Below are 13447 nucleotides of genomic sequence, written 5' to 3'. Positions count from 1 at the left end.
ACCGGCAGCCAGACGACGCGGCGCGAGGCTCTCATGGAGCGCCCCGTCCATCCGTTGGCTAGGAAGCTCACTATCCTTTTGCCCGAAGCGAGGCTTTGACTGAGATAGAGCCACGCTTTGACGCAGACGGAAAAGCAGCGGGGTCGCGCGGAGGCTGTAGCACTCATCTAAACCTCCTCGCTGCGAATCGCGCGCAGGCCCCGCGTCTCGCGCCCGGTCACGGCGGCGCCGGTATCCTTCGCAAGGCGCGCATAGAAAGGCGCAGCGGCCAGCGCGAGGCCGGCGAAGACGAGCATGGCGATCTGGAAATCGGCGAGGGTCGGCTCCGCGACACCGAGTGAGAGCAAGTTGAGCAGAGCGGCCGCGGCGGAGATTGCCAGCGCCTGCGAGATCTGGTTGGCGATATTGCCGAGCACAGTCGCCCCGCCGACTTCGCTTTGCGGCACGTCGGCAAAGCGCAGCGCCATGATCGCGGTCATGTGAACCGAGCGGGCCATGCCGACGAAGACCATGATCGCCACCAGCAGCCAGAAGGGCATGGTCGGGGTCAGGAGCGCACAGACGGCAAAGGAGAGCGCCATGGTCACCACCCCGCTGGTCAGCGCCATCCGGATGCCGAGCCACCGTACCGAGGGCGTGGCGATCGCCTTGAGCGCCAGGTCGCCGGCATTCTGAGCGAGCAGCAGCAGCCCGGCTTGAAAGGCGGTGAGGCCGAGGCCGACCTGCATCATCAGCGGGATGATGAACGCCGTCGCCATGAAGGCCGTGCGCGCCGGCATTCCCGCGCCGATCGTGGAAACGAAGAAACTGCGGTGGCGCAGCGCATCGAGCGGAACGACCGGGTGGGGCACGCGACGGATGTGTCGCCAGCACAGCCAGCCCAGGAAAATCCCGAGCGCGAGCAGCGGCAACCCTTGCTGCCAGCCCCCGCCCTTGGCGCCCAGCCGCTCGAACCCGGCAATGATGCAGGCCAGGAACCCACCGACCAGCGCAAAGCCGCGCCCGTCAAAGGGCCTTCGCTCGACAGCATGGATATTGGGGATGAAGCGCAGGGTGAGGACAAAGGCGATGAGGCCTGTGGGCACGTTCAGGAAGAACACCCAACGCCAGTCCAGAAAGGTGGTGATGAGGCCGCCGATGGGCGGGCCGATCACCGGCGCGATCAGGGCCGGGGTGGAACTGATCGTCATTGCCGTGACAAGGTAGCGTTTGGGCGTGATGCTGAGCAGGGCGATGCTGCCCACTGGCACGATCAGGGTGCCAAAGGCCGCCTGACACATCCGCATCGCCAGAAAGACCGGAAGATTGGGCGACAGGCCAGCCCCCAGCGAGGCCAGCACGAACCCAAGAATGGCAAGCGTGCAGACCCGGCGCGTGCCGAAGCGCTTGCCCACCCAGTCGCTGATCGGCAGTACCAGCACGGTGACGAGAATATAGATGGTGATCGTCGCGCTCAGCAGGGTCAGCGGCACGGCGAAATCCTGAGCCATGCGCGGCAGGGCAGTGAGCAGCACCATCAAATCAATGGCGACCATGAAGGACGTGGCGGCCAGAACGATGGCGGCCAGCCGCGAGCGACGCAAGGCCGCGGCGTCGTCCGACGCTATGCTGGCCTCCCCCTCCGATGGATTGTTAGTCAAACTCATCCCGCGCCAGCCATGACAGGCGCGCGCGCGTTCGCCAAGAGGCGCCGAAGAATAGTTGCCGATGCAGGCGCTTGCGGGGGAGCGGGATAGCCTGCCATGGTGCGGCAAAAGAGTCGGGCGTCGCTTAGGAGAGCAGATAATGAGTAACGAGGTCATGGATCCCGAAGCCACGGTGCGCAGCGTCGAGGCGCAGCTTCAATATCTGCTGCCCGGCCCCGCGATCAATCGGCGGTTCGTCTCCGCCGGGGTGGAAGTGAACACCGGCCGCTACGGGCCATTCCCCGTCACGATCCGTGACGCGCGCGCCATCCGCCCGCATTTTACGCTCGATCGGCAGGGCTTCGTGCTGCTCGATGCGCCGAGTGACGTCGCCGACTTTACCGACCGGGACGAGGTCAATCGCGTCTACCCGGGCGAGGTCTCCCGCTATGTCCAACAGGCGACAGGCGCCGATCTCGTCGTCGTCGGTGGCTGGATGATCCGCACGTCCGGCGATCTTGCCAGCCGGCAGAAGAAGCTGGATGCGCCCTATCGCCATGCCGAGGGCGTGCAGCCGCCTGCTGGCGAGGTACACGTCGATACCGACCCCGCCCGGCAGCAGCGCGCCGCCGAGGTCGCCTATCGGAAGGCCCGTCCGGACGGGCCGGGGTTCCGCCGGTTCATCGTCTCCAGCTTCTGGCGCAGCTATTCGCCCCCGCCACAGGATTGTCCGCTGGCCCTGTGCGATGCGCGCAGTGTCGGGGATGAGGAAGGGACTACTAATATCCTGTGGATCGTCGACAAGATCCCCGAAGGCGACGCCATGTTCGCGCCGATGGACGATGATCGCCAACCGGCTGCGCACATCTTCCGGCACAATCCCGCTCACCGCTGGTGGTATTTTTCAAACATGGTGCGGGAGGAAGCCCTGCTGTTCAAATTCCACGATAGCGACCGCAGCGGTGCCTGGCGGGTGCCGCATACGGCATTCTGGGATGACAGTCTGCCCAACGCGGTGCCGCGCGAGAGCATCGAATGCCGCAGCATCGCCTTTTTTGAGTAGCCCCCGGTAATCGCCGATCCAAATAGTCGGGCACCACAATCATTGCTATAAGTTACACAGCGGCAAGCCAAATAAGGCACCGGGTCGAAGGGGAGTGTTATGAAAGACGGGAAGCGGCCGGAGGAGACCGGCCTGAACTGGGGTGCGCTCGATCAGGCAGTAGGCACAGTCGTTCGGCTGTTACGGAATGAGCTGTCGGTGCGGATCGTGGACGTCTATTCGTCCTTCGGCCTTCGCCACGGCGCCCTCTCGACCATGGCGCTGATCGAGGCAAATCCCGATTGCTCCCAATCCGAAATCGCGCGGGAAGTTGCGATGGACGACTCGGCGATGGTGGCGATCATCGACGATCTGGAAGCCCGCGGTCTTGCCCGCCGGATGCGCTCGACGCGGGACCGGCGGCGCAACACGCTGTCGCTCACGCCCGAAGGCCAGCGCCTTGCCGCGCAGATGATCGCCCGCGCCCAGGACGTCGAGCAGCCGATTCATGATGCCTTGTCTGAGGAAGAGGTGAAGACACTGCAGCAATTGCTGCGCCGGGCCTATGAGGCGATGCAGAAGTCTCCGCCAGCCGCTGCTTAGCACCATCCCGGCGGCGGTCAGCCTTCGGCCGGGGCGGTGGCCAGTCCGAGTTCGGGAATGCCAACCGAACGCCGCCCACCGAAATCGGTCCGCACGACAATGAGGTCGCCCTTTTCCAGATAATCCAGCAACCGCCGGATTCGACCTACCGAGCGCGTGCCATAGGCGCGGGCCAGCGCCTCGTCGTCGGGGCAGGGCTGCCCCTTGATCGCGGCGCGGGCGATGAGCAGGAACGGCGCGAGCACATCGTCCTGGACGCGACTGGAGAGCGCGAGCGCGGCCTGCCAGCGCGGGTCTTCATCCTCCTCGCCACCCGCCACGGCGACCGCGAAGCGCCGGCGAAAGCTGAGCAGATCGATGCCGGGATTGCCGATCCGCTGCATCCGGCAGCGCACTGCGAAATCCTGGAATAGCGCCGCGGTCGAGCGATAGGTGCAGTCGTCTTCCGCAGCCATGTCAGCCAAAACCGCGCGGATCACCGGCTCGCGGGCTGGCCTGTCCGGCGTCTCGGGGGCGGCAGGACTGGCTGTTTCGATGCCCGACTCGACATCGGCTGATGTAATGTCGGTGGCTTCGGGCAGGTCGTCGCGCTCTAGCCGGGCGCTGTTGTCGCTGGCCGGTGGCGGCGCGATCAGCGCGGCAAAAAGTTCGGGCTGTTCCTCGCCGGGCTGCGGCGCGAGCAGATCCTCAAGATCGCTGGTCGGCTCGCCGGGCAGGGGAATGAGGGAATGCGATGAGGTGCGCGCGCTCGTCTTCACCGCGCCGATCTTCACGGAAACCGGGCGACGGCTGATCGCCGGGCCGAGCGCGAGGAAGCGGCCGCGCTCCAGATCGCGGATCTGCTCGGCCTGCCGCCGTTCCATGCCGAGCAGGTCGGCGGCGCGCGCCATGTCGATGTCGAGGAAGGTGCGCCCCATCAGGAAGTTGGACGCCTCCGCCGCCACATTCTTCGCCAGCTTGGCAAGGCGCTGGGTGGCGATCACGCCGGCGAGGCCGCGCTTGCGGCCTCGGCACATCAGGTTGGTCATCGCCGCGAGCGACATGCGGCGGATGTCGTCAGCCACTTCGCCGGCGGCGGCCGGGGCGAACATCTGGGCCTCGTCGACCACCACCAAAGCGGGATACCAATGCTCGCGGGGCGCATCGAACAAGGCCGCAATGAACTGGGCGGCGCAGCGCATCTGCGCTTCAAGCTCCAGCTCGTCCAGCGCCAGCACCACGGAGGCGCGGCGCGCCCGGACCTTGGCCGCCAGCGTCTCGATCTCGCCGGGATTATGCGCCGCGCCGTTGATGACGATATGGCCGAACGGCTCGGCCAGCGTGACGAAATCCCCTTCCGGGTCGATCACCACCTGCTGCAGCAGCCCGGCGCTTTCTTCCAGCATCCGGCGCAGAAGATGCGACTTTCCGGACCCGCTATTGCCCTGAACGAGCAGCCGGGTGGCCAGCAGTTCTTCCATGTCCATGGGCACCGGCGCGCCATGCGCATCCGTCCCGATCACGATTGAAGAGGTCACCGCGCCGTCATAGCCATGGACGGCGTGGGGGCAAGGGCTGGTTGGCTCTGCTGTTCGCGGGACAACCCGTCCGCGCCAATAGACGCAGGGCTTATGCGCCGAATTGCCGCCGGCTCATGTTGCAATTGCGAGGGCTTCCTATTAAGCGCCCATGCAAATCGCTCGCAATATCAAGGTTTGTGTCTCGTTGAGAACGCGCAGTCTCCGCATCTGGTATCTCGTCCATAAATGGACGAGTCTGATTTGCACGGCGTTCCTGCTGATGCTCTGCCTGACCGGCTTGCCGCTGATTTTCCATGACGAAATCGAGGTGATGACCGGGGAGGCACCGGCGATGCAGGGGGCGGGCTCGTCCGGCGACGGGCCGAGCTTGCAGCCGCTGGATGTCATGCTCGGCAAGGCACTGGCCGCGCGACCGGGCGAGGTGCCGGTGTTCATGGCCTTCGACAATGAGACGCCGATCCTCACGGTCACCACTGCCCCGGCACCGGATTCGCCGGGCAGTGCCATGACCATCCAGCTCTTCAACCGCGTGACCGGGGAGCCGGCGGGGCAAGTGGTCGAGGAGGGCGTGATGCACTTCCTCCTGCAGCTCCATACCGACATGTTCATGGGCCTGCCGGGCATGCTGTTCCTCGGCGCGATGGGCGTGCTGTTTTTCGCCGCCATTGTCTCCGGCGTGGTTCTCTACGCGCCCTTCATGCGCAAGCTGGAGTTCGGAACGATCCGGGTCAGCCGCAGCCGCCGGCTCAAATGGCTGGATTATCATAATCTGCTCGGCATCGTGGCGCTGGCCTGGATGAGTGTCGTGGGCCTGACCGGGGTCATCAACGCGCTCGCGACGCCCATCATCAAGGTGTGGCAGATGAGCGAACTGGCCGAGATGACCGGTGCTTATGCCGGTCGCCCGGCCTTGCCGCCCGCGCGCTATGGTTCGCTGGACAAGGCCATGGCCGCCGCCCGGCAGGCGTTGCCCGGCAACAATCCCCAATTCATCGCCTTTCCCGGCGGCTCGTACAGCAGCAAGCACCATTATGCGGTGTTCTTCCAGGGCAATACGCCACTCACCCAGCGCGCGCTCACCCCTGCGCTCATCGATGCCGAGACCGGCGAACTGACCGATGTGCGGCCGATGCCTTGGTACACGCTCGCCTTGCTCTATTCGCAGCCGCTGCACTTTGGCGATTATGGCGGGCTACCGCTCAAGATGCTGTGGGCGGCGTTGACGCTGTTCACCATCGTCGTGCTGGGCTCGGGCCTCTACCTCTGGCTCGGCAAGCGCCGCGCCCCGCTCGCCGCCCGCGTGCGGGAGGTCGAGAGTGGCGGCCTTGTGGCGCCAGCCGAATGAGCCGCCGCACGCCGCTCGGCCGCATCTTCGCGATGCCGCTCGCCCTCGCCCTGCTCAGCATCGTCGGTCTGGTCAGCGCGCTGACCGGCGATGGCTGGGCCGACGCCTTGTCCTGGATCGCGCTGGCCGCGCCGCTCGCTGCCACCCTCTGGGCTTTCCGATATCGCCGATCATGAGAACAAGCCGCGCATGCAAGCGCGTTTCAAAGGGAAAAGAAGCATGAATTTCCATCGTTCCAGCCAAATGTTGAAAGCTGCGCTGATCGCCTCGGTCACCGCGGTTGCCATGCCTGCCGCGGCGCAGGAGGCCAGCGAGATCATCGTCACGGCACAGCGCGAGAATCGCACGCAGGTCAGCCGCGAGGGAAGCGTCGGCGTGCTCGGCAACCAGTCCGCCGAGAATGTGCCGTTCAGCGTGAAGAGCTATAACGCGGCGCTCATCCTCAACCAGCAGCCGCAGACGCTGGGACAGGTCTTGGAGAACGATCCCTCGGTCCGCACGACCTACGGCTTTGGCAACGCGCAGGAAGTGTTTGTCATTCGCGGCTTCACGCTGGCGAGCGACGATGTCGGCTTCGACGGTCTCTATGGCATCGTCCCTCGCCAACTCGTCGCGCCGGAGCTTTACGAGTCGGTACAGGTGCTGAACGGGGCGAGCGCCTTTCTCAACGGCGCGGCGCCCGGTGGTGGTGGCTTGGGCGGCAGCGTCAACCTCGTCCCCAAGCGGGCGACGGCGGAAGGCCTGAAGCGCGCGACGCTGAACTATACCTCCAGCGAGCATTTCGGCGGCAGCCTCGATGTTGGCCAGCGCTTTGGCGACGGTGCGTTCGGCGTGCGGCTGAATGCCGTGGCCCGTCGCGGCGATGTCGCTATCGACGACGAATTCCGCAGCACCTATCTGGTCGGCGGCGCGTTCGATTATAATTCCGGGCCGCTGCGCATGTCGCTCGATGTGGCCTACCAGCGGATGCACGTGCGCGGCCTGCGCCCCAAGCTGCGGTTCGCCGGCGCCATCCCTGCCGTACCCGCTGCCGACACCAATTATGCCCAGCCATGGACCTACACCACGGCGCGCGACATTTTCGGCATCGCCAAGCTGGAATATGACCTCGCCGACGACGTGCTGTTCTATGCCTCGGCCGGCGCGCGCGACAGCAGCGAGCATGGCATCTACGGCAGCATCACGGTGGCGGACGCCGCCACCGGCGCTGCCGATTATTCGAGTTCGTACATCCCCCGCACGGATAACAATGAGAGCGTTCAGGCCGGCCTGCGCGCCAAGTTCGGCAATGATGTTGTGAGCAGTCAGGCCAATATCGGCGGCTCGGTGAACTGGCTCACCAATCGCAATGCTTACGAGTTTTATACGTCGAGCGGCATGACCAACATCTACAATCCGGTCGTGCTTCCCCGGTCCTCGGCGGTGACGTTCGCCGGTGGCGATATCAATGATCCCTATCCGATCGAGCGCAGCCGTCTGGCGAGCGTATTTGCATCAAATACGCTCGGCTTCTGGGAGGATCGGATATTGCTGACGGGAGGCGTGCGCATTCAGGCAATCAAGGTTCGTACCTACTCCACAGGGGACGGAAGCTTGGATGACACTTATGACGAAAGCGAGCTGACCCCGGTCGCTGGTCTCGTCATCAAGCCGGTGGAGGGCCTGTCGCTCTTCGCGAACCGCATCGAGGGCCTGCAGCGCGGCGCCACCGCGCCGAACGAGGCGACCGTCATCAATCGTGGCGAGGTGCTGGCGCCGTTCAAGTCCACCCAATATGAGTTTGGCGGCAAGCTCAACATCGGCGGCATCGCGGCTTCACTCGCCTTCTACCAGACCGATAAGCCCAGCGCTTATGCGATTCCTGATCCGGAAGGGTCGGGCCTGCTGCGCTACGGCGCCTATGGCAAACAGCGCAATCGGGGCATTGAGGTCTCGCTGGATGGCGAAGTGACGAAGGGCCTGTACCTCATTGCCGGTGCCTCGGTGAATGAAGCCAAGTTCCGCGAGACGCTGAATGGCGTCAACGAAGGCAACAGCGTGCCGGGCATTCCGGACTATCTTGTCAACGCCGGACTCGAGTGGGACACCGCATTCGTCCCCGGCCTCACGCTCACCGGGCGGGTCGTCCACACCGGCAAACAGATGGCAGACAATGCCAACACCCTGCGCCTGCCCGAGTGGACGCGCGTCGATCTTGGCGCACGCTATGTCGCAGTGCTGGGTTCGCAGCCGGTCACCTTCCGCTTCAACGTCGATAACGTCGCCAATGAGCGGTACTGGGCCTCGGCTTTCGATGCGTTCAGCCCCCAGCTCCTGCAGGGCGCGCCGCGCACCTACAAGGCGTCTCTGTCCGTCGATTTCTGACCGGACTGTCACCACAAAAAGGGGCCGGACGTCGATGACGCCCGGCCCCTTTTGCCAGGTTTAGTCAGTCGCCGTCAGTCGGTGAGCGGCGCGATGTGGAAGATGCGCTCGGCATTGCCGTGGTACAGCGCGTGGCGCTCCGCCTCCGTCACCGGCGCCGCATCCATGAAATCCACCGCCGGCTGCTGCGGCTGATAAGGGTAGTCGATCGCCCAGAGCACATTATCGATGCCGAGCTTGTCGATGGTGTAGCGCAGTGCCAGCGGGTCCTCGACGCCGCTGGTCGTCACCACAAAGTTGCGCTGGAAATATTCCGCGATGCTCAGTTTCGTCTTCGGCGCACGGCTGATCTTCTGGGCGCGGCTGTTCATGAAGTTGATGCGCCAGATCCAGAAGGGAATCGCCTCACCCATATGGCCGATGCAGATCTTGAGCTTGGGGAAGGCATCGAACACGCCGCTGGCCATCATCCGCACGACATGCGTGCCGACCTCGACGCCATAGCCCCACATGGCGCTGTCCATGCCGTAATCCTGCAAAGGCCCCTTCAGCGTGTCGGAGGCGGCGCGCGGGTGGATGTAGATGCAGGCATCGAGCGCTTCGGCGGCTTCGAGGCAGGGCCAATATTTGGGATCGTCCAGATATTCGCCATGGGTGTGGCTGTTGAGGATGAAGCCGTTGAGCTTCAGATCATTGATCGCCCGCTCCATTTCCTTTGCCGCGCGCTTGGGGCTGTGGGGGGCGAAGCTGGCGAGGCCGGCGAAGCGGTCCGGGTGCTTGCGGCAGATCTCGGCCAGCCGGTCATTGGCGAGCGCGGCCAGATCGGTCGCCGTGTCGGCATCGAACATCTGCACGCCCGGCGCGGTGAGCGAGAGCAGGTGCATGTCCACGCCCAGCGCGTCCATCTCCGGCAGGCGCTTTTCCTCGATATCCAGCAGACCATCGAGGAAGTTCATCGCGGCATAGCCGGTCGCGTTTTCGGGCGGATCGTAGATGCCGCCGACGAGCAGCTTGTCGAGGCTTTGCGATGGCCCGCGCGTCACATCCCGCAGGGCATGGGCGACCTCGGGGATCGACCAGGCTTCTTCGGTGGCGATCTTGCGCATCTTCGTCATCGGGCAGTCTCCATGATGGGGGCGGAAAGGGGAGCCGGGCTGTCCTGAGCGCTGGTCTCGGGCGCGGCGGGGCCGGTCCGGCGGGCGAGCCAGAGCGCCAGCGCGGCCGCGATCACCAGCGGGATGACCGGCAGGATGAAGAAGGTGCGCGGCGCCGACAGGCCGAGCAGCACTGCGAGCGAGCCGACCAGCGGCCCGGCGATCGAGCCGACGCGCCCCATGCCGAGCGCCCAGCCAAGGCCGGAGGCGCGCATGGTTGCGGGGTAAGTGGCGCCGCATGAGCCATTGAGGCCATTCTGCGTGCCGGTGCTGAACAGGCCGACCAGCACGAGCAACACGGTGAGGCCGACAATGCCCCAGTCATGCACCGTGATGATCGCCAGTGTGAGAGCGCCAAGCCCCGCAAATAGCGCCACGACCGACCAGTTGCGGCGCACCAGCAGTAGGCTGGCGACCACACCGCCGACCACGCCGCCGGCATGGGTGCCGGTGGCGATCCACGAGGCGGTGGTCGTCGAATAGCCCTGATCCTTGACCAGCAGGGGCACCCAGCCGCTCACCAGATAGACGACCATCAGCACTAGCGCGAAGATGATCCAGATCGCGATCGTGCGGGCGCGCTGGGCGGGGGAAAGGATGGCCGAAAGGCCGCGCTCGCCCGGCGCATGGGTCTGTGCGCGGTTGAGGACCGGGCTTTCCGGCAGGCCGATCCACAGCAGCGCTGCAATCGCGATGGGCAGGAGACCGCCGAGGATGAACAAGCTCTGCCAGCCATAAGGCGCAAGCAGCTTGGCGGCGGCGATCCCGGCGAGAACCCCGCCAAAGGTGATGCCGATGCCGACCAGCGCCGTCGCCCGCGCGAGATATTTGCGCGGCGCCAGTTCGCCGGCCAGCGCCAGCGCATTGGGCAGCACGGCGCCGAGGCCAATGCCGATGAGGAAGCGCAGCACGATGAGTTGCGTCAGGTTGGTCGCCAGCGCGCCGACCAGCGACATGATGCCATAGCCGATGCAGCAACTGATCAGGATCGTCCGGCGACCCAGCCTGTCGCCCTGCGGACCGATGAACACGGCGCCGATCAGGACGCCGAACAGGCTGGCGGAGAGCAGCGGGCCGATCTCGGCGCGGCTGACGCCAAAGTCCTCCAGGATGGAGGGCGCGGCGAAATTGGCGGCCTGCAGGTCGAAGCCTTCGACCATCAGCGCGATGAGGATCAGCACGAACCCGCCCCAGCCGCGCGCGCTCGTCGCTTCGCTCGTCCCCGTCATGCCCTCTCCTTCACCTGCTGGCGCCCTGCCATCATAGCGCGCTTTGCGGCGGCCAATGCAAGTTGAAAGATCATCAATGCGAGGCTGTTGAGCGGTTCAGGGGACCGGTTTGGCGCCTCGCTTCATTACTCGCCCTTGCGGCGCGTGCGCACCCATTCGGTCTCGCGCTTCTTGACCAGTCGTAGATAGACGGGGATTTTCCATAGAATGTAGAGCGGGATGCGCGCCAGCGTTGCGGCCGAGACCGTGTCCCGCCCATCGCGCATCCAGGCGAAGGCCAGCAGCAGCGCGACCAGCGTCAACAGACCCGCCAGCGTAGCAGGCGCGGCAGCGGTAGCGCCCAGCAGCGTGAGCCCGGCGCTCACCACAAGCGCGATCAGGCTCAGGCTCATCAACAGGGCCAGCGGCGGTACGAGCAGGCTCAGGCCAAACCAGGCGAGGCTCGGCTTGGCCTTGGCGATACCCTCAAGCACGACCGGCGCGCCTTGCTGCAGGGCGGTCTGGATATAGCCATGCTCCCAGCGCGCCCGCTGCGTAAGCGTGTCGCTCTGGCTCGCTGGGTCGCTCCAGGTCGTCGCGGCCTCCAGATAGCGGGGCGCTGCGCCTGCGCGCGCGAAATGGAGGCCGAGCACAAGGTCTTCGACCAGGTGGCTCGTCGCCAGCGGCGCCGACTCGATCAATGCCCAGGGGAAGGCCATGCCGGTGCCGCCGAGAATGGCGGGCGATCCCAGAACCGAGGCGCCGCGCTGGCGGACGCGGTTCTTGATGAGCATCGCAAAGTTGGAAATCTGCGTCATCGCGCCGTCCTCGGCGGCTGAGCGGAGCAGGTAGCAGCTCTGCACCGGGCGCTGGCGGACGCAGGTCGCGTCGATCAGCGCGCGCAGAGACGCTCCGTCGATTTCGCAGTCGGCGTCCAGCACCACAATACAATCCGGCGGCGGGGCGTCGGTCGCGGCCTTGATCCAGTCCCGCCCGAAGGCCAGCGCATGGCCCTTGCCGCGCTGGCTGGGGTCATTGCGCTCGATAACCTGTGCCCCAGCCGCGCGCGCGGCGGCGGCGGTGTCGTCCGTGCAATTGTCGGCAATGACGATGAGGCGGATCTGCACATCCAGCGCCGGCTGGAGCAGCGCGATGGTACGGGCAATGCCGGCGGCCTCATTATGGGCGGGCATGAGGATGATGGCGCTGTGGGGGGCGGCAATGCGCGGCCTTGCCGGGCGGCCGTCGATCAGGCCCAGGGCCAGCTCCACGGCCAGCACGGCCAGCAGGAGCACGGGTATGGCAATGATGAGCCAGGCCAGAGAGTCGAGGATCATCATGCCTTCATTCCCGCGTCCGGCGACTGGCGCGTCGACGCTTCGAGGGGGCGGAGAGGAGGCTGGTGCCTCCTCCCCTCATATCGTGCGGAAAACGCCTCGCCGTTACTTGGCGGCGGGCGCCGCGGCGTTGCCGGCTGCGGGCAGGGCGCCGGCGGCCTTGGCATCGTCCTTGGGTGCATAGCCCGGCTGATACTCGATCTTGGCCTTGGCCTTGGCTTCCTTCAGGCGCGATTCGCCGATCTTGTTCAGCTCCTCGTTGCGCATGGCCTGCGCGGCAATCTGGCGGGCCTGCTCCTGCGGCACCGGCGTGGCTTCGCTACCCGTGATGACGCTCACGACCAGCTTGCCATTGGCCGGCACGATGAACGGCTCGCCCGGGGGCAGCGCCTCGATGCGGGCCAGCATCTGCGGATCGATCACGGCGGTGTCGAGCGAGCCACGGCCACGCTCGAAGGCGATGCCCATGGCGGTGAGGCGGGATGCGACCTCATCCAGCGTCTTGGCGGTTTCCAGCTCCTTGAGGCTGTCCGGCTTGGACGGCGGGTCCATCTGCAGCTGCTCGAGGGCGAAGCGCTTGCGCTGGGCGAAGGCGTTGGGGCGCTCGCTGATATATTTGTCGATGGCCGCGTTATCCGGCACCTTGACCGTGTCCATCGTCTTGCGACCGTACAGGTTGACCAGCAGCTGCTCGCGCATCCGGCGCTCCTGCGTCAGATATTCTGGGTCGCGGTCCAGCCCGGCTTCCTTGGCGGCCTGAACCAACAGCCGGCGGTCGACCATGCGCTGCAGCACGCGGCTGCGCACCATGTCCTTGTCGGCGCTGGCAGGGACGTTGAGATCGGCGATCTCGGCGTTCAGTTCGGTCAGGGTGATTTCCTCACCATTGACCACGGCCACGACCTGACCTTCGGCTTTTTTCTCGCAGCCGGCGATCGTGAGGGAAAGGGAAGCGAGCGCAACGAGCGAGACGTTCCTCAGCAGTGACATCCATAGTCTCCAGAACAAGCGTGAAGTGGTAAAAATCGGTTCTCGGTTGAAGGCCCGGCGATCCCCCGATCGAGCCTGTCATCCTAGAAAGCAGTGGGCGAGGCAAGATGCCTACAAATCATTACATGTGCGGCGGGAAGATTGCGGCCAGTATATGCCCGGCCATTGGCTGCCTGAACATCCCCCTCATCTTGTCGAGCAACATGGATCGGCTCGTCGTACTTTGTGGCACCTATTAACTCGCCGCTGGAGCGTGAAC

11 protein-coding genes are annotated in these 13447 nt (G+C 65.4%); 5 read left to right on the top strand and 6 right to left on the bottom strand.

Features of this window, described 5'->3' with window-relative positions; genetic code table 11:
* Positions 1-167: 167 nt before the first annotated feature.
* On the bottom strand, positions 168-1646 hold the full coding sequence (locus M2341_RS14675; RefSeq protein ID WP_264585738.1) for an MFS transporter: 1479 nt from the start codon (positions 1644-1646) through the stop codon (positions 168-170).
* Between the two features lie 139 nt (positions 1647-1785).
* On the opposite strand from M2341_RS14675, the gene M2341_RS14670 reads away from it, so the two are divergent.
* Together M2341_RS14670 and M2341_RS14665 are read left to right on the top strand one after the other, a co-directional pair.
* Positions 1786-2688, top strand: a complete 903-nt coding sequence (locus M2341_RS14670) for a CmcJ/NvfI family oxidoreductase (protein ID WP_264585737.1) — start codon at positions 1786-1788, stop codon at positions 2686-2688.
* Between the two features lie 99 nt (positions 2689-2787).
* Complete coding sequence (locus tag M2341_RS14665; protein ID WP_264571270.1) at positions 2788-3270, top strand: MarR family winged helix-turn-helix transcriptional regulator; 483 nt, start codon at positions 2788-2790, stop codon at positions 3268-3270.
* Between the two features lie 17 nt (positions 3271-3287).
* On the opposite strand, the gene M2341_RS14660 is transcribed toward M2341_RS14665, so the two are convergent.
* Positions 3288-4787 carry an ATP-binding protein gene (locus M2341_RS14660; RefSeq protein WP_264585736.1) on the bottom strand — a complete coding sequence of 500 codons (1500 nt, stop codon included), beginning with the start codon at positions 4785-4787 and terminating at the stop codon, positions 3288-3290.
* 187 nt (positions 4788-4974) lie between these two features.
* On the opposite strand from M2341_RS14660, the gene M2341_RS14655 reads away from it, so the two are divergent.
* The 3 genes from M2341_RS14655 to M2341_RS14645 are packed head-to-tail and all read left to right on the top strand — an operon-like array spanning position 4975 to position 8499.
* Positions 4975-6135, top strand: coding sequence for a PepSY-associated TM helix domain-containing protein (locus M2341_RS14655; RefSeq protein WP_264585735.1), 1161 nt, complete (start codon positions 4975-4977; stop codon positions 6133-6135).
* Positions 6132-6311 (top strand): hypothetical protein, encoded by a 180-nt coding sequence (locus M2341_RS14650; protein ID WP_181560596.1) that lies wholly within the window; start codon positions 6132-6134, stop codon positions 6309-6311. Before M2341_RS14655 ends, M2341_RS14650 begins: the two co-directional genes overlap by 4 nt.
* A gap of 43 nt (positions 6312-6354) precedes the next feature.
* Positions 6355-8499: a TonB-dependent receptor gene (locus M2341_RS14645; RefSeq protein WP_264585734.1), complete on the top strand. Its 2145-nt coding sequence runs from the start codon at positions 6355-6357 to the stop codon at positions 8497-8499.
* 74 nt (positions 8500-8573) lie between these two features.
* Here M2341_RS14645 and M2341_RS14640 read toward each other — a convergent pair whose 3' ends face one another.
* The 4 genes from M2341_RS14640 to M2341_RS14625 form a co-directional block, all read right to left on the bottom strand.
* Positions 8574-9614, bottom strand: coding sequence for an amidohydrolase family protein (locus tag M2341_RS14640; protein WP_264585733.1), 1041 nt, complete (start codon positions 9612-9614; stop codon positions 8574-8576).
* On the bottom strand, positions 9611-10882 hold the full coding sequence (locus M2341_RS14635) for an MFS transporter (RefSeq protein ID WP_264585732.1): 1272 nt from the start codon (positions 10880-10882) through the stop codon (positions 9611-9613). The genes M2341_RS14640 and M2341_RS14635 overlap by 4 nt, the downstream gene beginning before the upstream one ends.
* Positions 10883-11007: 125 nt before the next feature.
* On the bottom strand, positions 11008-12201 hold the full coding sequence (locus M2341_RS14630; protein WP_264585731.1) for a glycosyltransferase family 2 protein: 1194 nt from the start codon (positions 12199-12201) through the stop codon (positions 11008-11010).
* Positions 12202-12303: 102 nt separating this feature from the next.
* Positions 12304-13188, bottom strand: a complete 885-nt coding sequence (locus M2341_RS14625; RefSeq protein WP_264585730.1) for an EpsD family peptidyl-prolyl cis-trans isomerase — start codon at positions 13186-13188, stop codon at positions 12304-12306.
* Positions 13189-13447 lie beyond the last annotated feature (259 nt).

This window comes from Sphingobium sp. B7D2B, from assembly GCF_025961895.1.
Taxonomy (GTDB): domain Bacteria; phylum Pseudomonadota; class Alphaproteobacteria; order Sphingomonadales; family Sphingomonadaceae; genus Sphingobium.
This window is presented reverse-complemented; position numbering and strand designations above follow the sequence as displayed.

Excerpts from the sequence above, each read along its gene's own strand:
- M2341_RS14670 (WP_264585737.1), top strand. The coding sequence starts at position 1,786 with ATGAGTAACGAGGTCATGGATCCCGAAGCCACGGTGCGCAGCGTCGAG.
- M2341_RS14625 (WP_264585730.1), bottom strand. The coding sequence starts at position 13,188 with ATGTCACTGCTGAGGAACGTCTCGCTCGTTGCGCTCGCTTCCCTTTCC.
- M2341_RS14630 (WP_264585731.1), bottom strand. The coding sequence starts at position 12,201 with ATGATGATCCTCGACTCTCTGGCCTGGCTCATCATTGCCATACCCGTG.
- M2341_RS14635 (WP_264585732.1), bottom strand. The coding sequence starts at position 10,882 with ATGACGGGGACGAGCGAAGCGACGAGCGCGCGCGGCTGGGGCGGGTTC.
- M2341_RS14675 (WP_264585738.1), bottom strand. The coding sequence starts at position 1,646 with ATGAGTTTGACTAACAATCCATCGGAGGGGGAGGCCAGCATAGCGTCG.
- M2341_RS14640 (WP_264585733.1), bottom strand. The coding sequence starts at position 9,614 with ATGACGAAGATGCGCAAGATCGCCACCGAAGAAGCCTGGTCGATCCCC.
- M2341_RS14650 (WP_181560596.1), top strand. The coding sequence starts at position 6,132 with ATGAGCCGCCGCACGCCGCTCGGCCGCATCTTCGCGATGCCGCTCGCC.
- M2341_RS14645 (WP_264585734.1), top strand. The coding sequence starts at position 6,355 with ATGAATTTCCATCGTTCCAGCCAAATGTTGAAAGCTGCGCTGATCGCC.
- M2341_RS14665 (WP_264571270.1), top strand. The coding sequence starts at position 2,788 with ATGAAAGACGGGAAGCGGCCGGAGGAGACCGGCCTGAACTGGGGTGCG.